8 protein-coding genes are annotated in these 23162 nt (G+C 50.4%); all 8 read left to right on the forward strand.

Annotated elements, in window-relative coordinates; all coding sequences use genetic code 11:
* The first annotated feature begins 6 nt into the window (after nucleotides 1-6).
* The 8 genes from P0078_RS22780 to P0078_RS22815 all read left to right on the forward strand — a co-directional run bounded on the left by P0078_RS22780 (nucleotide 7) and on the right by P0078_RS22815 (nucleotide 22772).
* Nucleotides 7-591 (forward strand): tetratricopeptide repeat protein, encoded by a 585-nt coding sequence (locus P0078_RS22780; RefSeq protein WP_282932154.1) that lies wholly within the window; start codon nucleotides 7-9, stop codon nucleotides 589-591.
* The gene (locus P0078_RS22785; protein ID WP_238152012.1) at nucleotides 588-908 is read left to right on the forward strand and encodes a hypothetical protein; all 321 of its coding nucleotides are present in this window, start codon (nucleotides 588-590) and stop codon (nucleotides 906-908) included. The genes P0078_RS22780 and P0078_RS22785 overlap by 4 nt, the downstream gene beginning before the upstream one ends.
* A gap of 69 nt (nucleotides 909-977) precedes the next feature.
* The gene (locus tag P0078_RS22790) at nucleotides 978-1709 is read left to right on the forward strand and encodes a MotA/TolQ/ExbB proton channel family protein (protein WP_282932155.1); all 732 of its coding nucleotides are present in this window, start codon (nucleotides 978-980) and stop codon (nucleotides 1707-1709) included.
* Nucleotides 1709-2299, forward strand: coding sequence for an ExbD/TolR family protein (locus tag P0078_RS22795; RefSeq protein ID WP_282932156.1), 591 nt, complete (start codon nucleotides 1709-1711; stop codon nucleotides 2297-2299). The genes P0078_RS22790 and P0078_RS22795 overlap by 1 nt, the downstream gene beginning before the upstream one ends.
* Nucleotides 2296-2835 (forward strand): ExbD/TolR family protein, encoded by a 540-nt coding sequence (locus P0078_RS22800; protein WP_282932157.1) that lies wholly within the window; start codon nucleotides 2296-2298, stop codon nucleotides 2833-2835. Before P0078_RS22795 ends, P0078_RS22800 begins: the two co-directional genes overlap by 4 nt.
* A 9-nt stretch (nucleotides 2836-2844) precedes the next feature.
* Complete coding sequence (locus P0078_RS22805) at nucleotides 2845-4224, forward strand: AgmX/PglI C-terminal domain-containing protein (protein WP_282932158.1); 1380 nt, start codon at nucleotides 2845-2847, stop codon at nucleotides 4222-4224.
* A 306-nt stretch (nucleotides 4225-4530) separates the two neighbouring features.
* Nucleotides 4531-17580: an isopeptide-forming domain-containing fimbrial protein gene (locus P0078_RS22810; protein WP_282932159.1), complete on the forward strand. Its 13050-nt coding sequence runs from the start codon at nucleotides 4531-4533 to the stop codon at nucleotides 17578-17580.
* The gene (locus tag P0078_RS22815) at nucleotides 17580-22772 is read left to right on the forward strand and encodes an OmpA family protein (RefSeq protein ID WP_282932160.1); all 5193 of its coding nucleotides are present in this window, start codon (nucleotides 17580-17582) and stop codon (nucleotides 22770-22772) included. Before P0078_RS22810 ends, P0078_RS22815 begins: the two co-directional genes overlap by 1 nt.
* Nucleotides 22773-23162 lie beyond the last annotated feature (390 nt).

The following is a 23162-nucleotide window of genomic DNA, read 5'->3' on the forward strand; positions in this document are numbered from 1 at the left end:
AAAGTTATGCAAAAACAACTGCGTTTGTTTTTTCTGGTGGGCTTAGCCTTGTTGTTAGCAGCTTGCGCCAGCACCCAAACCAAGTCTGGAAAAATCTCTGATTATTCCTCGGTGCGGGTATCGGGCAGTGTGAGTCGGGACTTTGAGCGATCCCTGGAATATCTTGCCGAGCAGGATTATGCGAGTGCTATTGAACTTCTGCAGTCAGTGGTGGAGCGCGAGCAGCGCCTTCCGGCACCCTATATCAACCTGGGTATTGCCCACTACAAAAGTGGCAATGAGGCAAAAGCGGAAGAGGCTTTTTTAAAGGCATTGGCGCTGGACGAAAAACATCCGGTGGCAACTAATGAACTGGCGGTTCTCTACCGAAAGCAGGGGCGCTTTGCCGAAGCGCGGAAAATATATGTGAATGCTTTGGCAGAAAATCCGGAATATCTACCTTTAATAAAAAATCTGGGCATATTGTGTGATCTATATCTGCAAGATCTCCAGTGTGCTCTGGCACAATTCGAACAATATGTGCAATTGGAACCAGAGGACCGGGATGTCACTATCTGGTTAGCTGATATTCAACGGAGGGCTGGTAAATGATTAAACTTCGTTGGGCTTTGCCATTCGTGGCCAGCTTTATGGTTTTTCCTTATGCCTTGGCTCAGTCTGAGGGTGAGGAGAAGAAAGAATCCACCGATAAAAAGGTGGATTCGAAAATTAAGGAGTTGTCGGGTATTTCTATTATCGGTAACAAGGAAGCCCCTAAGTCTCTCTATATTGTCCCCTGGAAAAGTTCCGAAGTGGGTGTCGAAAGCGACCTTGTCTCCAGCTTGATGGATGACAAACTCAAACCGCTCGACAAGGAAGTTTTCATGCGTGAGTTGGAGTTCTACCAGCTCAGCCTGTCCGGCGATTAACGCCATATAGACTCCGGCTATCGCCGGAGTAGCACCAAGTTTTAGCTGTATTTCTCAAGAGGGTTTGTAATGGGCTTTTTCAATAACGTCATCGAGTTTTTCCAGACGGGCGGTACTTTTATGTACCCGATTCTCGTGGTTGCCGCACTGGGTGGTGCTGTGGCTATCGAGCGCTTTATCCGCCTGCATTTGGAGCGCCGCAGCAACCGCAATATGTGGGATAAGCTGCAGCCTGTATTAGCTTCGGGAGACTTCGATCGCGCTCGCAACCTGGTAAAACAGGACGAGTCCAGTGTGAGTAAATTACTGTCTATGGGGCTGGCCCGGCAGGGGGCTGTTCGCCGTCGTGAAGATATCGAAATCGCGATGGAAGAGAGCATGATGGAGATTACTCCACAGCTGGAAAAGCGCACCCCTTACGTCGCTTTGTTTTCCAATATCGCAACTTTGCTCGGGCTTCTGGGAACCATTATGGGTCTGATCGAAGCCTTTACAGCGGTAGCCAATGCCAACCCGGCAGAAAAGGCAGACTTGCTCTCCGCCAGTATTTCCGTGGCGATGAACACCACCGCCTTTGGTCTGATGACTGGTATCCCGTTGTTGATTGTCCACGCACTGCTGAACTCACTCACCGGTGAAATTATCGATAGCCTGGAGATGGTCTCAGTAAAAGCATCCAACCTGATTGATGGTGCAACCCGTCGCCGTTTTGAAGTGGAGCCCGCAAAATCCAAGCCGTCTAGTGAAAAAACTGCCCCAGCTAAAACCAATCCAGTAGCACAGCAAGCGGAAACTGCGTAATGAGAAGGCGGCGCCACGGGCGGGATAAAGAAGCTCCTGAGCTGGATATCACCGCTTTCTTGAATTTGATGGTGGTATTGGTGCCTTTTCTATTGGTATCGGCGGTATTTTCGCGGGTGACAATTCTCGAACTGAATATGCCGAGTGGTGCCGGTGGTGGAGCACCGGATGATCCCACGGTTACGGTGGAGGTAGTTGTGCGAGAACAGGCCGTGGAAATCAGTGATGGTGAAAAGGTTATCGCACGTTTCCCCAACCTGAATATCGATGGCGAGGGTGAAAATGCTCCTATTGAGGCTCCCGTTGGAGCAGATACAGAACAGACTGAGATTCTCGCTGTGCTGCCCACAGCAGAAGTGTATGACCTTAAAAAGCTCACGCAGTTCTTGTTGGAAGTTAAGGCCAGTTATCCGGAAAAAACTGATTCCATCATCCTGATGGAGCCCACAATCGCCTATGAGCATTTGGTGGGCATTATGGATACTGTGCGCGGAGCTGAAGTACGGGTTGAGGGGAGTGATCCCAGTGATCTGGATGCGGTGGAAAAGGTGGTTTTATTTCCTGATATTTCCATAGGGGATGCGCCATGAGAAATGAAAGCCGACGCATGAAGCGTATGGCGCGAAGTCATAAGCGCAAGAAAACCTCAGGTATGAACCTGACTTCCCTGATGGATGTTTTTACGATCCTGGTATTTTTCCTGCTGACTAATACCTCCAGCAATGAAGCGCTGGAGCCCCCCAAGGTGATTACCTTACCGGACTCAGTGGTGGAGACTAAACCTCGGGAAACGGTGACCTTGATGGTGACCAATGATGAAATCCTGGTGGAGTCTAACTCGGTAATTGCCACTTCCGAAGTGTTGGAAAGTGAGGAAACCATTATTGCGGCCATTAAGGAAGCGATGGTTGCAGAGCTGGCCAAGGCAATTGGTGTTGCCCAGGCCTCGGCAGATTCAGGTGAGGGCGGCGTCGAGGGAGGCCAGGAACCGGAACCACCGGAGGTCAATATTCTCGCGGACAGAGGCATTCCGTTCAGTTTGCTGAAAAAGGTGATGTCCAGCTGTACAGACGCTGGCTATACCAAAGTTTCACTGGCGGTTATTCAGAAAGCATCTCAGGGTTAATGGAAGTTTGTGAGTAATTTTCTTCAACAACAGCAGGCGGTAGGCGAAGCGCTTGAAGCGGTTCGCCATCGCATGCAGCTGCTCGAGGATGAGCGGCAACGAATCGAAGAGAAGCTGGCTGAATTACAGGACCAGGGGTCCAAGTACCAGTTGCTCGACGAGATTTCAGAACGTCTGCGCAAGCTTGAGGATGCTGGCGCGGGAGAAATGTTCTGGGCCGAAGATTATCGGGAGAATGCTTCAGCGCAAGTTATTGCGCGGATCGGCCAATCGACACGCAGTTTCAATGAGGGCATGGAGCAATTGCGCGGTGAGCGCAGTGCTTTGCAGGGCGGAATAGCCGATTGCCAGGAAGAGATCTTTGCGCTGGATGAGCGCGCGGATGAGCTGCGCCGTGAGGAGGAAGAGTCCAAGTTCGAATTTGAGATAACGAGGGAATTCGAACAACCTAGTTTCCGCCCTATGGTGATGCCATGGCATAAGCAGGGTGAGGACGAAAAGCGATTTCGTCGCTGTGTTTTTGTTTCGCTGTTTTTCGCCGCACTGTTGGGCTACCTGATTCCTTTGTATACCGTGCCCAAGCCTGAAACCCAGATAGTGGAGATTCCTGAGCGCCTGGCCAAGCTGGTTATTGAGAAGAAAACCAAGCCCAAGCCACCGCCAGAGCCAGAAAAATCCAAGCCTAAAAAAGAGGAGAAAAAACCGGAGAAGAAGCCTGAGCAGAAGGTGGCCAAACAGGATCCGAAACCTTCCAAGGCGGAGAAAAAGCAGGCGCGCAAAAAAGCTGAGCGATCCGGTGTTCTCGCCTTTAAGGATAACTTCCAGGACCTGATACAGGATGATCTGGATAACCGCCTCGGCCAGCAAACCCAGCTGAGCACGGCCGGTAAAAAAGAGAACCGCAGTCAGCGCTCACTGATCACTGCAGCATCTACCGCAGGTAGTGGTGGTATCAACACAGCAGAGCTGAGTCGTAATGTGGGTGGATCTGGTTCGGACTTGGGTGGCGTTGCCTTTGCGCGAGTGGAAAGCTCTATCGGGACTGAAGGTGACTTTGCCGGTGAGGATAGTCCTCTTAGCGATGGCGCTGGACCGTCGCGGACGGACGAAGAAATCCAGATCGTTTTCGATCGCTACAAGGCTACCTTGTACCGTATTTACAATCGTGAACTGCGTAATAATCCCGCACTGCAAGGCAAGATGGTGTTGAAGATTACTATCGAGCCCAGCGGATCGGTTTCTGCTGTGAGTGTAGATTCCAGTGATGTGGATTCGCCGTCACTCAATGCAAAAATTGTGGCTAGGGTCAAACGGTTTAACTTTGGTGAGAAGGCTGGAGTGCCGACAATCACTATTCTTTACCCAATTGACTTCTTCCCTCCTACCTAGGTCAATGAACGATCGGAGCCTGCCAAAAATAGGTGGGTTCCGATCACTTCAATACGGCGAAAATTTCACCAGATTTTTGCGCTCTTTTTTTGCTCATACTAGAAAAAACTTTTCATCCTCAGTGCTTGCCTGAGAACCACTTGGCAATCCCCGCAAAAGTTCCCCCTGCTAGCTGGCTAATTATGACTTATTTCACGGCTACCAGATGGCGTTGTAATTAAAGTTCGCCCACCGTGGAGTGTCTGGCGTAAATGCCCGACTTGTCTCCAAATATCTGCATTAGAAAGTGGCGGCTGTTAAGTGATAATGAAGTCGGAAATAGTTGAGCAAAAATCCTACAAGTCTACATTTATTGGATTTTTATTGGTTTGTGCTGCGTTCTTAATAGCTGCGCCGCAAGCATTTGCTCAAAGTAGTTGCCCTTCTATAACTGAGGACCCTACAGGGTTCAATATCCTCAGTCATCGCTCTAGCGATAGTTGGTGTGTTTTATGTGGTGATGGACAGGTCACCATAGAAGTTGATGTACCCAGTATTTATAGCGGCCTCGCGGGTACTCAATATATCGAGAATATCGTTATTACTGAGAACTTTGGCTCTTCTGGCCTGGAGTATGTAACGGGCTCCACTTCTGTAAGTTCTGGATCTGTTTTGGGAGAGCCCACGATTAGCGGTACCACTATCACTTGGGACCAAAATGATCTGTCAGCCCTTTCTGATCTCGCTGAGAGCACTACTTTAACTATCACGTTTAATGTGCGAAGCCAGGATGAAGAGGAAGAGGAGCTGGTAGTCAATAATCGTACCTTGAATGCTACTGCAACATTCGATTACTGCAGCTACCCAACCACCACAGATACCGACAGCATGGAGCTGGCCATACGTGAGCCCGAACCCTCCATGGATAAGCGCGGCCGCAACATGGATGCCGCGCAAACGAACTACACCAATAATGTCTATGGCAATATTGAGGACGATGTAATTTGGCGCATCCGTATCTCCAATAACGGTGAGGCGGATATGCAGGATGCACGGTTTGACGATTTGATGTCCAACCCCAATATGGATATCAACTACGCCTGTCCGAGTGAAACTACGGCAGAAGCTGTTGCCAACAACAATGGTGTGGCTCCCAGTGGCAGTAGCTGTGTATCAGCCAGTAATTCGGTTAACGATTTTGAGCTGGATGGCAATTTTTCCAATGGTTCGGGGCGCACTGACGTTCCGTCTGGAGGGACCCTGGATATTTACCTGGTGGGTAAGGTAAATACTTCCTGTAGTAACGGCACCAATACGGTGTCAGATTTACAGTGGGGTTGTGAAATTGATGGCGACACGGGCGTTGGTGGTATTACCAGCCCTGCGGAAGCTTCGTCCCCTGGTTCTGATACGTCGGCAATGCGTGTTGTGTCTTCCTCAGACCTCACTATTAGCCAGGAGATTACTGGTACCAATTTGAACCAGCCCCTGGGTGCTTCCGGCTACGTTACCATTACGGTAAATAACCAGACCGGGGGTTCGGTAAAGGACGTCCAATTTGTTAGTGATCTGCCTGACGAATATGTAGTTGATACTACTTTTACCCCGGAGATCACCCAGGAGCGCCGTGGAATTGACAATCATGGAGCCAATTATAGTTCAACCTATGACGGCAAAGTCGATACACTGGAATGGCGTGTGGGCTCTACCTGGAATCAGTGGGATACTGATCCACTTAACAATAACCAACCAGAATTCCGCTTATTGAGTAGTACCGTTCACTCGGTTTATTCCGACCAAGAGAACATGATGCGGCACGGAGATGAAATTCAAATTCGATTTCGCGTCGTTACGATAGAGCCAGATTTCTATGACTTCGAGGCGGACCTGGATGTAGAGGAAGAGTCCTCCACTACCGGAACTGATCCAAATAGTAATATTGCCTTAACAGGTAATGTTCTGACGATTGATTACGAGGACTTCTGTTCTTCAACAAGTCCTGCTACTCAAGTGGAGACCGAATCGGTTACTCCCGACCCTGAAGACCTGGATGTCAGCACCGTTCACCCTCTCTATATTGTTCGTGACAGCGGTACTTCAGAGTTAACAGTGGATATCACCAATAATGGTGGCCACGATGCGAATGACTATTCCGTTTATATCACCTTTGGTGAGGCGATGACGGTTCTGTCTAATGATCGCAGCTGTACGGCGCTGGGAAATCCCAGTTTAGGCACTGTCCCTGGGCACCCACTTTGGAATCAGCCTGATTATTTACCAGATTCCTCTACCGTGTATTTCTGTGATAGTGGTGATCTGGGTGGTGAAATTGGGCCTGGTGATACAGAACGGGTAGTTTTCGAGGTGGAGAAAAACCACTCTGCCACCGATGACGATCTTACTTTCCGCGCAGATGTTGTGGGTGAAATCACCTTATATGATGGTACTGCGCTGGGTTTTCCCGATCCGGTATCCCTAACCAACACGACCCCAAATCAACAATTGGCCAATAATTATACCCTCGATGGCATGCGCGCACGGGTTATGGGGTTTAACCTGATTAAAGATCGTTCCGATGAATGTAACGAGCTTACCAGTGAAAGTGCCTATCCCAATAGCAGTGTTCTGATTGGTGAAGAATGTAGCTTTGAAATTCAAGCCGGTGGCTGGTTTGGTTTTGACACTCCCGGATTCACTTTAATTGAAGTGAAAGATGTTGATGTTATCGATGACCTCCCCGATGGCCAGGGTTATATTGCGGATTCCGCCCTAAACTGTTCCGATGTCACTCTTCCCGACACTACCTCTCAGGCAAATTGTGTAGCTATTTCCACTGGCGATATTGTCGAAGGTGGCGGTCTGAATAACTCACTGAGTGAAACAGATTTACAGTGGGATATTACTGCCAGTATTACAGAGAAAGATCGCTGGTTCCTCGCGGACATGACCACTCGCTTGCTGAATGACCCGGCGGATACTGAGAGTACAGATCCGAACCAACATGCGAATGACAGTATTGATTATGCCCGGGCCCAGTTTACTGCGGTTTTCGATACGGAAACGATAATCGTCGATAACTACAATACCAGTGGTACCCTCACTAATATTGATGGTGTTCCAACAACCGTTCCAGGCTTCCCTGATGTCACTGAGTGGTCGGAATCGGTTACGGTTACTGAGCCTTCAATAGAGGTGGACAAAAAAGTCTGTAATGAAAACCTTTACGGGACAGGAACCACCTGTAGCAACTTTGTTGATTTTACTGATGAAGGACACCGTGACCAGACTTATATTTTCCGCCTGACGGTTACCAATCGGGCTTCAGATAACGGCGTTGATCGAGCGCCCGCGTACGATATTGTAGTAACCGATAACCTGGATTCCTCGGGCCAGATGTGTGTGCAGGCTCTGGAGTCTGACAGTCTGGATAATGATGGCGATGGCAGTTCGGAAACTACCAGTGGCGATGATGGCTGGGTGGGAACTACATCGGGTACAAATAATTATTCGGAAGCTTCTCATTGTGGAGACGGCGGTACTCCAGCGGTTATTACCTTCTCCTATGAGCACTCCAGCGCGCTTGAGCGGATTAATCCCGGTGATTCTGTCACTTTGTATTATCGTGTGAAGCCGGACGAGTCAGTGGCACCACTGCAGCTGTTTACGAATACATTTTTTGCTCGTTACGACAGTTTGGAGGATGATTTTAGTAACCAGACTACCCCTCAAATTGTCAGTGACACGGACAATGATGGTGTAGGTGACGGCACCCCTGCAGCGGGGCGTGCTCGCCACTACCAATCTGATAATGCCCTAGCGCAGATGCAGATTATTGAGGTACAGGCAGAACCGAAGGAAGCGCTGGAATTTTCCAACGGCACCGCCAGTGGTACCAGCAGTGATACCGCTGTTGTCGGTGAAGAGATTCGTTACGAGTTGACCGCACAGATTCCGGCGGCAAAGTTACGGGACTTTGTAATTCGCGATGAATTGCCGGCGGGCATGCGCTGTATCGAGGGAGAAACTATCGATTTAAGTGCCTCGCCCTTTGATACTGCAGGTTTCGTACCGGGCGGTACCTTTAACGCTACCTGTACCAGCACTGGTACTGCGGACTATGTAGAGTGGGATTTTGGTGATCAGGAACTCACCACCGTTTCCGGTAGCCTTTTTGATTTCCCTGTAGAGTTTATTGCCCGTATTGAAAACAGCAGCAATACCAATGACGGTGATGTATTGGGCAATGGTGGTAGTTACACGACTGCACAGGTTTCCTACGTGGATGAGTCCGGTGCGTCTGTAGCGGTACCATTTGACGCACATGAAATAACGATACTCGAACCTGAAATACAGCTGACAAAATCCTTTGCCGTTACTAATAGTGATGCTGACGATATTCTTACAGTGACGGTTATCGCTGAAAATACAGGTAGCGCCGATGCTTACAATTTACAGGTACTCGACGATCTCACCGGCAGTAATTTAGTTTACCTGGGCAATGTAGGTGGCAATGATCCCCCCAATAATATTGATGTCACTACGGTGGGCTCTAATGCTCCCATCTTTAGCTGGAATCGCAGTAATGGCGATTACACCATTGCCGCTGGCGATACAAAAACATTTACTTTTGAAGTTCAGGTAGAGCAGGGCGTTGAGCCCCATGAAGTTCTGGATAATACCATCGAAGCTCGCTGGCAATCGCTACCGGGTTCAGATATTGCCCTTAACAGCAGTAATGTTATTGGAACCGATGGCGATGCTGATGGAATGCGTATTGGTGTTTTGCCTAATGTTGGCGATCCCATCAACGACTATGAAACCACCGCCAGCGCTCAGACCGAAGTCCCGGCATTAGAGCTGACTAAAACAGATTTAGACACCACAGTAGTTCCTACTATTGGTGCTCATAAAGAATTCCAATTGGAAATCAGTTTGCCGGAAGGGGTCAGTGAAAATGTAGTCGTCACTGATCAGTTGGGCAGCCCTGAAGGTTATGTGCTTTCCCACAATACTGATTACGATATCACTTACGACTTTGTCGGCATTGAGACAATTAATGGCAGCGCGCCATCCGAATCCGCTTTTAACAGTTTCCCGGGGGATAATACTTCCGGCAATGCCAGTTGGGATATCGGCACTGTCGATACTAATAGTGAAGATGATACCGCAGGAAGCAGTATTTCCCCGCTGATCCGAATCACCTATTTTGCACGTATTGAAAATGATCTCTCTACAAATGACGGGGATAGTCGCCAGAACAGTGCTGCGCTGACCTATAGCAACGGGGAAAGCGGTAGCACGGAAAGTCTTAACGACAGTACAACCAGTATAACGGTAGTAGAACCCCTACTTGCGATTAGCAAGACTGTGAGCAATGCCACCAATCCCGGCAACCTACCGGTGGGCGGTGATGTACTGGAATATGTGATTACCGTGGAGCATGATTCCAGCTCCGGTGCCCCCGCTTATGAGCTGAATTTAGTAGACACCTTACCTTCAGAGTTGACCTTTGATAGCAGCTTTACTCCTACCGCAGAAATTGGCGGCACCGCAGTTTCCGGTTTTGTAGCTACGCCGGCAGCAGCCCCCTCGGGCCCACTGGTATGGGGGCGGGACAACAGTGATAACAGCTTGGATCTGCAGCTTGGCGAAACACTGGTGCTCACCTACCGCACCCAGGTTACAGGCGTTTTTGGTTCGCCCATTAATAACAGTGTAATGCTGGACTGGACCTCGCTGGATGATGGCAGCATCAATGATCAGGCTTATGAGCGTGATGGTGCTGGATGTCCCAGTATCTCTGCGCCTGATGATTATTGTGTTGGCCCCGCAGAGGCCAGTATCGATACAGTTGATAATACCAGTATTACAAAAACAGTAACTGCCGATACGGATACGGCAACTGCAGTGGGCACCTTGCGTGTTGGTGATACGGTTACTTACCAGCTAACCCTGAATTTGCAGGCGGGTACTACGCCTGGGGTCACTATTGATGATGTGCTGCCCAGTGGTTTGGAATTTGACACTGTTGTCAGCGTAAATGGGGACAGTGCTGCGCCCTACAGTGATAATCTGAACGATTTCACGTATTCCGCGAATTCAGTTCCTGCAGCAGGTGATACTGGTACAGTTGCCTGGGACCTGGGGGATATCAGCAGTAATTTTGGGAATACCAATAATTTTATTATTGAGTACACAGCCAAGGTAGTGGTGAGTTCGGGAATTGCCTCTCCTACTGCAACTCTTACCAATACGGCCCAGCTAAACTACACCGGCGCGGCCAGTACCTTGCAGGACAGCGCCGATATTACTGTATTGCAACCGGTTATCGACAGTCTCACCAAGACCGATGCCACTTGGCCCAGTTCCCATATGAATGTGGACCCGGCCAACGATGTTATGCAGTTTACCTTGCAGGCCTGTAACTCGGGCCTCGCCTCCGCCTACAACCTATCGCTAACAGACGACTTAGCGACGCAAATGGACGAGAGTTCCATTGCCAATCTCCAGGTGAGCCTCGACGGTGCTGTACTGACACAGGGAACCGACTACACCTATAGCGCGCCCGCAACGCGCGGTGATGATATGGGTTTCGATTTCCTGGTGCCAGTTGAGGCGGGCACTTGCCTGGAAATCAGCTACGAAATTGGTTTCTATACGGATATCAGTGGCGGTGAAAGCTGGGTTAATACTTTTACAGTCGATGAGTTTTGGTCGCTGGAGGGCAATGATGGCGAGCAGTATTCTGCAGTTTCCCTGGGCACTCCTTATCCAATGGGTACCGTTGCGACCAGTGTGACCGCTCCGCAAAAGACACTGCAGACAGCATCTACTGCCGCTATCGGTGACGAAGTCGTATATCAAATACAGGTGCCTGGCAGTGGCACGACTTCGGCAATTTACGATATTGCAATTTCCGACGTACTGGATTCCAGTCTGGAGCTGGTGCAGCTGCAGGAAATTAATGGGCTCACCTATACCGATAATACCAGTGGGAATAATATCGATTTGACAATAGATATTATTCCAGCGGGTACTGTGGCAATTTTTGAAGTGCGCACCCGGGTCGCCAATAATGCGACGGCCCAGGCTGGCCACAGTTTTGAAAATGAAGTGACTTATACTTACGCCGCAACGGACGGAGGCACTTCACAGTCTGGCGGTACCGGCACTGCGGCGACACTCACGATTGTTGAGCCGGAACTAAGTGCAACTGCTTCTGTTGCGAATCAAACCAATCCAGGTAACGACCCGGATGCGGGTGATGTACTGCGCTTCACCTTGGACCTTAGCGCTGCGGGCAATGCAGAAAATTCTGCAGCCTATGACATTTCAGTTAGCGAATTGCTGTCCCTGGGGCTTGAATTTGTGCCGGGCACAGTAACTTTTGCCGGGGCGTCCCAGGCAGATCCAACTGTAAGTGGTGACGGAGTTACAACTGCACAAACCCTGGCTTGGGATCGGGCTAACAGCGATCTGGATATCGCTGCAAGTGATAGCAGTGCGCTGGTTTTTGACGCGGTTGTTCTCAACAGTGTACAGCCAGCAGCGACGTTGTCCGCAACTGCCAGTGTTGAGTGGACCAGCCTCGATGAAGATAACAGCAGCACCTATGAGCGTAATGGTGCCGATGGCAGCGCTGGGCTGAATGATTATTTGTTGGAGAATATTGCTGCTCAGGTAGATGCTGCCAACGACAGTACAATCAGCAAAATTCGTCTGGATGACAGCTATGGTAGTGCTGATGAGCAGTTGCGAGTGGGTGATTTGGTTGAATACCAGATTACCCTTTCCCTGCCAGAGGGCACGGCTTCCAACGGACTAATTGTCGATACCTTGCCTCAGGGGATGGTGTTTGTAAGCACACTCTCAATCAATGGCGAGAGTTCGGCACCATTTATTGCCAGCGCACCGTTTACCCACAGTGATATTGCCGAGCCGCTGCAGTCTGGAGACCCTGCCACCGGTGCCACTACAGTCACCTGGAGTATCCCGGACTTGGTAAATACCGCTGATAACGATAGCAGCAACGATGAATTTGTTGTGCGTTACCTGGTGCGGGTTCTCAATGAGGATTCCCACCCCTGGCCGGCAGCGAATACTGCATTGACCAATACTGCAGAGTTTGGTTTCGATGCTGCCACAGGCGCTGAGACCCGTAGCGATAGTGAAACCCTGGATCTGCTACAGCCGGATCTCTCTGTGGCGATAAATTCAAGCCCTGCGGATGGCAGTACGCTTTCTGCCGGCGATACGATTGAATATACCGTTACGGTAACTAATAACGGCTCTTCACCGGCTTATGATCCGGTATTCCGCGATGTGATTCCCTCAGGTTTGCGACAGGCGGGAATCAGTGTGCAGTCCCTTACGGTAAATGGTGCCACTGCAGCGGTGGTCGCCCCCTCTTTTGATAGCAGTACCGGTGAAGTCATTTGGGATTTTGCCTCAGGGACCGGTTATGGAATCGATGCGGGCGAATCTTTGGAAATGGTTTATCGGGTTGAGGCTGATTCCAACTTGGGCGCTGGGCTGAGCCTGCAGAATGCAGCCTATGTTGAAGTTTATTATTCTCTCGATGATGATGATTTACCGTCACTAAATTCCGTCGCGGTAACTGAGGATTTACGTGAGGACTATGGTCCGACCTCTCCAGTTAGTGTTCAATTTAATACGCCCAATGCTTCACCGTTATTGATTGAGATTACCCAATCAACCGCATCTATCGGCGAACCGTTTAATTATCGTATTACCATCCCGGAAACGGTGCAGACCACAGCGCTTCACGATGTCACTGTGTTGATGGATCTCACAACGTCCGCTGCAGATTTAGAATTTGTCAGTGCCAGTAAAGTTTCTGGCAGTGCATCTTTCACCCCTGAAAATAATGGTACCGCTACCAGTCTTAGTATTGCAGACAATACGACTGGAATTGATGTGCCTGCCGGCGAACAAGTGGTAATCGATGTAACACTGCAGTTGCTGGATATAGACCCGCCAAATGTAGACGGTTTGAATTTTTCTACGAGTGCCAGCTATAGCTACAACTACGAAAATGATAATGCTTCTGTGGGGCAGGGTGCCGGTAGCGGAAATACTACGGCAGATATGGAAGTCGTGGAGCCCAGCGCAATTACCCTGACTAAAACTGGCCCGACCAGTGTGCAGTCCGGTGTTGGTGGTACCTTCACTTTAGATTTACACAATACCGGTACGGGTCCCGCCTGGGATATTAGTGTTACCGATATTTTGCCGGACAATAATCCCGGTGGTATGTGTGAAACGGCCCCTGACAATTTTACTGCGGAAATTACCGATAGCACTGGTATCACCACGGCTACTCTGACGGAAGGCTCCGACTTTACTGCAGTATTCGACAGCGCGAGCTGTACGCTCACAATTACCTCCATTGGCTCAGCGGCGATGCTGGATGCGGATTACCATCTACTTGTGGGCTACGATGCCTACCTGGATACCGACACCGTTGATGGGGATACGCTGACGAATATTGCCGGTGTTACTGAGTGGTATAGCTGGGATAGCAGCTTCAGCGAAGCCCGCCAGTACACCAATGCGGCGCCCACCGATGGTACTCCTGGCGTGCTTGATCATGAGGACGCTTATTCGGTTACCTCCTCTGTGCCGACAGTGACTTTTTACAAAGCGGTGGAAAATATCAGCCGTGGAGAAAACCCGGCTACTACCGCCAGTCCGGCAGAAGTTTTGCGTTACACACTGACACTGACCAATACGAGCGGTGTTGATGTAAGTGGAGTTGAAGTTTCCGATGACCTTGGTCGATTAAATAATTCTGCATTATTTGAATCGGGCACTTTGCAGTTAGTCAGTGCACCTGCCGGAAGTGACAGTAGTGCTATCGATGCCTCAGCAGGAACCTGGAATAGTGGCTACCTGGAAGTTGGTAATCTGGACCTCACTGCGAGCGGCACAACAGGGGATTCTATCCAGATTATTTACGAGGTTACGCTGGCTGCAGTTATTGATAGTGGGACTCAAGTCTTTAACCAGGCCCAAGTTCAGCTGCCCGGGCAAGCGTTACAAGACAGTGATGACCCCAATATCAATGGTACCGATGATCCGGATACTGCGGGAGATGAAGATCCCACGGAAGTACAGATTGAATCAGAGCCATTACTGGTCGTAGAAAAAACGTCGGTAGATATTACTGATGATGCCGACTTGTTGATGGTGGGAGATACCCTGCGTTACACCATTTCGGTGGAAAATACCGGTAATGAGAACGCGATCAATACTCAGATACGGGATCAGATCCCCGCGAATACGACTTATGTCAGCGGCTCTACTACCTTGAACGGCTCTACAGTGTCCGATGTCAGCGGTACCTCCCCGCTGGCTGCCGGTATGGATATTAATACCGATGGCGAAGCCGATGGTTTTATCAGTGCCAGCGCCAATGGTGTTTCTGCAGCGGTTATCACCTTTGATGTCACCATTAATGACGTTAATGATGGCACCGTAATTTCGAACCAGGGATTCGTAAATGGTGAAGGAGCGGGTAGTGGTACTTTTGATGAAGTGCCCTCCGATGATCCGGATACTGATACCCCCGATGATCCCACGATCGATATTGTCGGCGATGTGCCTCTGTTAATTGCCCACAAGACTGTAGAAATTGCTGAAGACTACACCTCCACAGGGATTGTTGATCCCGGTGATGTGCTCCGCTATACCATCGCCATTACCAATATGGGGGGTGTGGATGCACAGGAAGTAGCGCTTACCGACCAGGTGCCAGATGACACCACCTATGTTGCCGGTACTACCACATTAAATGGTGAATCGGTAGCGGATAACGGTGGTGGTAATTCACAGCTGGATTCTGCATTGCCGGTTTCTTCCGATGACCTGACACCACCCCTGCCGGGAGCTAACGAGGGTGTTATTACCTCGGGCGAAACAGCCACCGTTACCTTTGAAGTGATGGTGAACGCTGGTACAGCGACAGGTACGGTTATTAGTAACCAGGGTAGTGTTGAAGCTGATGAGTTGGCACTTACCCTAACCGATGCAGACGGCAACTCGGCCAATGGCGCTCAGCCAACTGAGGTGGTCGTAGGTGATGCCCAGCTGTTGTCCATTGTGAAAGAAGTTGCCGTTGTCGGTGGCGGGGCTGCAGAAGCAGGGGCGGTATTGGAGTACCTGGTAACCGTCGAAAATATCAGTGGTGTTTCTGCCACGTATGTTGAGATTACCGATGACCTGGCCATTGCCGGCGATGGCGTCCTCACTTATGTTGCCGATTCAGCTCTGCTCAATGGGCAGGCTGACGGTGTAACAGTGGCCAACACACTGATCACTGCGGACTACGCCACTACCTACGGTGATTTGGAGCCGGGAGAGGTTGTTACACTGCGTTTCCAGGCGCAGATGTCGGAAAACCTGGATTACGGTTTTACCGTAGTGAACACGGCAGAAGTGCAGTGGAATGACCCGGCTTCCAGCGCTCAGGCCAGTGTTGCCATTGATGTTGGCGGTACGCCGGGCATTGCCAACCTGGCTGGTTACCTGTGGCACGATGTGAATTTCAACAATGCTTTGGATACGGATGAGAGCCTACTGCTTAACTGGGCAGTAGATCTGTATTTCAATGAGGAGCTGATGGAAACAGCTCAGTCTGATGAAAATGGCTATTTCCAATTCCAGGGACTGGTGCCCAACAGTTATGGCGGCCTCAGTTACGAGATGCGTTACACCGCACCGGATGCCACGGAAAATACGGCTTCATTGGGTAATCCTGTTTCTGATTTCACCAATGGACCACAATCGATCAGTGAAATTTATGTGGAATCGGGAGCAAACCCCCAGGACTTAAACTTACCGCTGACACCCAATGGAGTGGTTTACGACTCTGTAACCCGATCTGCTATTGAAGGTGCCACACTCACCATGCTGAGAGTGAGTTCCGGTCAGGAGCTACCGGCGCGTTGCTTTGATGATGAGAAGCAGCAGGGACAGGTAGCCCAGTCCGGGGGGTACTACAAATTCGATATTAATTTCAGCGATGCTTCCTGTCCGTCCAACGTGGATTACCTGATTCAGGTAGAAATCGATGATGATGACTACACCGGTGGTGAGTCACTGGTAATCCCCGCGCAGACCAATAGCGAAACTGCCGGTTTTGATGTGGCTGGCTGCCTGGGCAGTAATGCCGATATGGTTCCAGCAACTGCGGACCACTGTGAGGTACAGGAATCTTCCGCACACCCCACCCTCGATGTGGAGGCCCGGGATGCAGCAACAGATTACTATCTGCGCATGACTTTGGATGACGGCCAGATTCCAGGGGAAAGCCAGCTGTTTAACAACCATATCGCTATGGACCCGGAGCTGGAAGGGGCGCTGTCCATCACCAAAACTGCCGCCATGCTCAATGTAACCCGTAGCCAGCTGGTGCCCTACACCATTACCTTTGGCAACACTCTGCCGATACCCCTAACCGATTTGCAGTTGGTGGATTACTTCCCCGCAGGCTTCAAATATGTGGCGGGCTCAGCGCGCCTTGATGGCGAGGCGGTTGAACCTGAAAGTGAGGGCCTGCAATTAAGTTGGTCGGATCTGCGAGTGGAAGCGGAAGAAACTCGTGTGTTAAAGCTGCTCTTGGTTGTAGGTTCCGGTGTGGGCGAGGGCAAATACGTAAACCGCGCGCGCATGTTCAATCAGCTCTCTGGGCAGGCCGCTTCTGGTGAAGCCTCTGCGACAGTGCGGGTAGTGCCCGATCCCACCTTTGATTGTACTGATGTTATCGGCAAAGTGTTTGACGATAAAAATATGAACGGCTACCAGGATGAAGGCGAGGGTGGCCTGCCCGGAGCGCGTGTGGCAACTGCGACCGGCTTGAATGTTACTGCGGACTCCCATGGTCGTTTCCATATTACCTGCGCAGTGGTGCCGAATGGAGACCGGGGTTCTAATTTTGTGCTCAAGCTCGACGATCGCAGCTTGCCAAGCGGGTATCGTCTCACCACTGAAAACCCGCGCGTGCTGCGAGCTACCCGAGGCAAGATGCTGAAGTTCAATTTTGGAGCCAGCTTGCACCGGGTGGTGCGCCTGGACATTGCCGATGCGGTATTTGAACCGGGCACAATAGAACTGCGCCCGCAATGGCACTCCCGAATGGACTTACTGTTGGAAAAACTCAGCGAAGCCCCCTCTGTTTTACGCCTTGCCTATCTCGGTGAAAATGAAGATCCGGATTTGGTGGAAGAGCGCCTGCAGGCAATTAAGGATCAGGTTGCCAAGGATTGGACGAGTCGTAATGGCGACTACGATTTGACCATTGAAACTGAAGTTTTCTGGCGCCGTGGAGCGCCTCCTGGCAAAGGAGGGTTGGAGTAATGCCCTTTGCGAAACGGAATATTTTCCAGAAAGCAGGCTCGACAAACTCTTCAGTGAAGTCGATCCGCTTTTTCCCCCGGCGGGACCGCCGTCTGGCCACTGCAATTGCACTGGCACTGACACTTCCGGCCCAGGCCCAAGATGCAGATTCGCAACTGAATGAGCTTGGCTGGTGGCAGGTGTGGCAGAATATTCCAAGCCTGAATTCTGAGGAAAATGAAACTCAAGTAGAGTTCGAGGAGCAATCAATCGGTAGTAATACCGAAGGTATGCTGCTGCGCGCCCCCACAAATCAGTGGCTTCAGGATGCGACACAATTCGTATCGCCGCTAGACCCGATTGTGGTGGAAGATTTTATTGACCCAATCCTGTTCCATGGCGTTGAAGATGAAGTTTCTCCAGAGACGGTGGAATTGTTGCGCCAGAGCCTGAATGAATTGGGCGAGACGCCTAATTTCAAATTGCACTTCATTGGCCATACCGATTCTGACCCTCTTACTGGGGAGTTGGTAGCGGACTTTACCAGCAAAGAAGAATTTACCCTGGCGCGAGCCCAGTTTGTGGCAGACTTCCTGCAAGAGGCTCTCGAACTGCCGGAGCAAATGATTGCCGTTGAAGGGCGCGGAGATATTGAGCCTATAGCGGATAATATTACGACTGCAGGTCGTGAAGAAAATCGCCGAGTACAGGTAAAAGTAACCTACGACGCCCTGGATGAAAAAGCCATGGCGGACCGTGCCCGGGCGGAGGCACTGTTACTCAACCGGGTGAAAGTATGCCGCCAGGAAACGGTGTGTAAACTCACCTATGCTGCGGGTAGTGAACAGCGGGCACGCCTTAGAAATCTGGTGACGCCACTGAGAATAGAGCCCGGGCAAACAGAATTACCGGAAGCCTTTATTCGCCGTATCCGGGAGGTTCGATCAAACCTTGCCGATAAAAATAATCTGGTTATTCATTTTATTGGCCACACTGATGCCCGCCCGCTGGATGTGGGTGAAAACCCGGAAGCCCAGCAGCAAGCCTATCAGGAAAGGTCCTACAGTGAAGCTCGCCGTGTCGCTCAGGCTTTGGCTGCTGCACTGAACTTACCCGCAACTATGGTTACCAGCAGTGGTAAAGGGGCGAGCCAGCCAATAGCGGCTAACGATACTCCCAAAGGCCGCGCCCTTAACCGCCGGGTAGAAGTGGAATTTTGGTATGACGATCCGCTGGAAGTCCCTACGGAATCGGTGCAAGCCTGCCCGGAAGCTGCAGCAGCAGAAACTCTCACCATCGCCTATGAGTCCGCCGGTGGAAAAATATCTCCGATTCGCTTTGATAACGGTGACCCGATTATCAGCCAGGCACAGCTGACACAGATACGTGCAGCCATGGCTGAAATCTCCAATAAGGCAAATGTGCGCCTGAGCTTTATTGGTTACAGCGATAACCAGCGTATGGATCGCCGCGAAGCTATGGTTTACGGCGATGACCAGGGTTTGTCCGGTGCCCGTGCCCAACGCGCTATGGCGCAGGTACAGGAGTTACTTAACCTGGAAGACACCCAGGTGGAATTTGAAGGGCGTGGCTACGTCCAATCTGCGGATGTGGTGAGCAATGGCTTTGAGCAGCGGGATGGCGCCAGGGTTGAGGTCGAAATCCTTTACGATGAACTGGCAATTCTCACAGAAAGTGATCGCTTGGAAATCGAGCGCATTAATCGTGAAGCCATAGCCAATAATCCCTACGCACTTAACTTAATGCGTATCACTGTCGACGGCAGCCCGGAATACGATCCCTATAAAAACTCGGCGGACTTGCAGCGTTGTACCGATGTGGCTTTGCAGGAAGCCAATATTCAATTCCGCTTCGACAACAAAAAAATGCAGCCGCGCCTGAATGTGACAGCGTGGCCCAATACCATCCGTTATGCGGATAACCCGGATACCGATCTGGCAGAGAATCGGGTATTTTTCAGTAGTTATACCAACTATCCCTCTTTTGTTAAAACTACAGAAGTGCGCTTGTTTGAAGAGGGGCAATCTCTGCGCGATACCCCGCTGGCTATTGTGCCGCTGGATCACTTTGGTAAAGGGGAGTGGAGAGCAGAATTTTCTGACTACCAAGCGCCACTGAAAAAACTGCACTATGTTTTACGTGCCTACGACTACAAGGGTCGCTATGACGAGACCACTGAGCAAACCCTATGGTTAGTGGATAAAATCGAAGACTCTTCCGAAAATGAGGATATCGGTCGGGAATTGTTGGTAGGTTATGGTGAGAATCGCCTGGCCCAACAGAATATTCCTCTCGATGGCAATAGCGTATTGGTCAATGGTGCCCAGGTGCCACCTGGACACACGGTATGGCTAGCGGGCAATCCGGTCCCGGTAGACAGTCAAGGCCAGTTTATCGCCGAGCAAATTTTTGCACCGGGTATGCATACAGTTGAAGTGGCGATTCTCGATGACGAGGGCAATGGTGAACTCTTCCTGCGAGATTTGGATTTTGCTAAAAGTGATTGGTTTGCCGTAGGAATTGCCGACCTTACCGTGGGTTACGACAAAACCAACGGCCCTGCTGCACTGGTCACCGGCGATGAGACTCACTACGACAATTCCGTTAGTTACGATGGCCGCCTGGCATTTTATACCAATGGTGGCTTCGGGGAGGGCTGGCGCCTGTCAGCGAGCGCTGACACCGAAGAAGGCCCGGTAGATGATCTGTTTTCCAACTTTATGGAAAAGTCTCCCGATGCCTTGTTCCGCCGTATGGATAGCGATTTGTACTATCCGACGTTTGGCGATGACTCCACTGTCGTTGAAGACGCCCCTACCTCTGGCAAGTTCTATGTGAAATTGTCCAAGTACGATGACTACGGCCTCTGGGGTAATTTCAAAGCGAACTACGCCGATAATGAACTGGCCCAAATTGATCGAACGCTCTACGGCGGTAGCGGTCACTTTGAAACCGATGCGATGACCAGCTTTGGCGAAAAGCGCTTTCAAATAGATGCCTTTGGGGCCGAGCCTGGAACAGTTGCCGGGCGCGATGAGTATCGCGGAACGGGCGGTTCCTTGTATTACCTTCGGCACCAGGATATTTCCAGCGGCTCGGAAAGTTTACGTGTGGAAGTTCGGGATAAAGATTCCGGACTGGTGCTCGCAGTTAAGACCCTCACTGCAGTAGTTGATTACGACATTGACTATATCCAAGGGCGTATCCTGCTCAATAGCCCCTTATCTTCCCTGGCAAATGATGAACTGCTCATTGAAGATGGCGCTTACAACGGTAACCCCCAATATCTGGTAGCGCGTTACGAATACACACCGGGCTTTGAGGAAATGGATACCCTGGCTGTCGGTGGACGTGCCCACTATTGGCTAGGTGATCATGTCAAATTGGGCCTAAGCAGTATTCAGCAAGACGAAGATGAGGAAGAAAGTTCCCTGCAGGGTATTGACCTGACTTTGCGTAAAAGCGCCAGTAGTTGGGTGAAAATTGAAATGGCCGATAGCGAGGGTAGCAACCTCGATAGTGTCAGTTCACTGGATGGTGGCTACACCTTTGAAGACGAAAGCCTGGATTCCACAGTTGCCGCCGGTGCAACTAAAGTGGAAGGTGTTTTACAGCTGGGAGATTTCTTCGAGAGTTTGCGCGGCTCTGGTAATTTCTACCATCAAGAGCGTGAAGCGGGTTTTTCCGGTCCAGGCCAATTTGTGGATGGCGATACCATCCAATATGGCGGTGGCGTTAACCTGCCGATAGGTGAGAGTTTTGATGTAAGGGTCAAAGCCGACACCAAAGAGGAAGAAGACGGCTTACAAACCAATGCCATGGACCTGATGCTTGGCTACCGCATCAATGATCACTGGCGTCTCACCTCTGCGGTTCGCAATGACAGCCGCGAGGATGAATCCGAAGTTGTCGCCGCAACCCAGACAGAAGGGGATCGAACGGATGTTGCTGTCGAGGCCAGCTATGACTCCGGTGAGAGTTGGAGCGCCTTTGGTTTTGTTCAGAACACGATGGAAGTGACCGGTACTCGGGAAGAGAACAATCGCATCGGCCTCGGTGGTGCTTATCGGGTGAGTGACCGTTTGACAATGGATAGTGAGGTTTCCGGCGGTGATACCGGCACAGCTGCCCGGCTCGGTACGGACTTTCTGGTGACTGACAGAACCAGCCTTTATATGAATTATGCGCTGGATAACGAGCGCAGTGATACCGGTGTGCGTGCACGCAAGGGCAATATGAGCACAGGCTTCCGCAGCCGCTATTCCGATACGCTCAATATTTATGGTGAAGAGCGCTACAGTCACGGCGATGTTTCCACTGGCCTGACCCACGCTCTGGGTATGGATCTGGCGCCCAATGACCGTTGGAGCTATGGCACTACCCTGGAGGCGGGTACGCTCGAAGATCCGGATACAGGAGCCAAAACCGAACGCAATGCCATGGGTTTTAATATGGGCTATGGCCGGGATGCGATACGTATAGCATCAGCGCTGGAATACCGTACGGATATATCGGAAACCGTATCGGACGAAAATACCGTATCGGAAACTGAACGTAATACATGGTTATTAAAAAATACCTTTAACTACCAGTTTACTCCAGACTGGCGCTTGGTTGGCAAACTCAACTATTCAGACAGCAAAAGTTCGGAAGGTGAATTCTACGATGGCAAATTTACCGAAGCGGTAATGGGTTATGCCTATCGCCCGGTGAATAACGACCGCCTGAATACCCTGATGAAGTACACCTATTTCTATAATGTGCCGACCCAGGACCAGGTGACGGTTGAAAATACCTCCACTGAATTTATCCAGAAGAGTCATATCTTTTCGATAGACGCCAGTTACGATCTCAATCGACAGTGGACCTTGGGTGGTAAGTACGCTTATCGTCTGGGCCAGTTGAGTATGGACACGGAAGACCCGGAGTTTTTCGATAGCCGTGCCAGCCTTTATGTACTGCGTGCCGATTGGCATTTTATCAAACGCTGGGACCTTCTCTTGGAAGCCCGTCTGCTCGATCTACCCGATGCCCAGGATAGTAAGAGCGGCGCCCTAATCGGCTTGTATCGCCATGTTGGGGATCACCTTAAGTTGGGGGTGGGCTACAACTTTACCGACTTCTCTGATGACCTCACCCAGCTTGACTATGACAGTCATGGGGTGTTTATTAATATAATTGGCAAGCTGTAATTTTAGGGCCCGGCGCAGGTTGGGCCTTAAATCTTATCCTTTTCGTTTGAGCTTCAAACAATAATGTGAAGTTATTAAAATGGAAAAGAATTAGGTTGCTTAATCTTACCTTTTACTAAAAAGGGAGAAGGAAATAATACACTGCGCTCGGGACCCTATGAGGCATGGATGCCGATTAGGAGCTTACAGGGATGTATTCACAGCGTGTCTCGAGTGAAGTGTGTTCTTTCCTTCCACCCCAGTAGTAACTCCACTTTTTAAGTAAAGAGTAAATGGCGTTATTAGTCGTCATTTAACCGATTCAGTCAGTAAGCCTTCCAATCCACTTTCTTCAATCGTCCCCAGATGCAATAGTATGGAGCTGTACAGGCTGTGAGACTCCTACTCTGA

Origin of the sequence: Microbulbifer sp. VAAF005 (assembly GCF_030012985.1) — a bacterium.
Taxonomy (GTDB): domain Bacteria; phylum Pseudomonadota; class Gammaproteobacteria; order Pseudomonadales; family Cellvibrionaceae; genus Microbulbifer.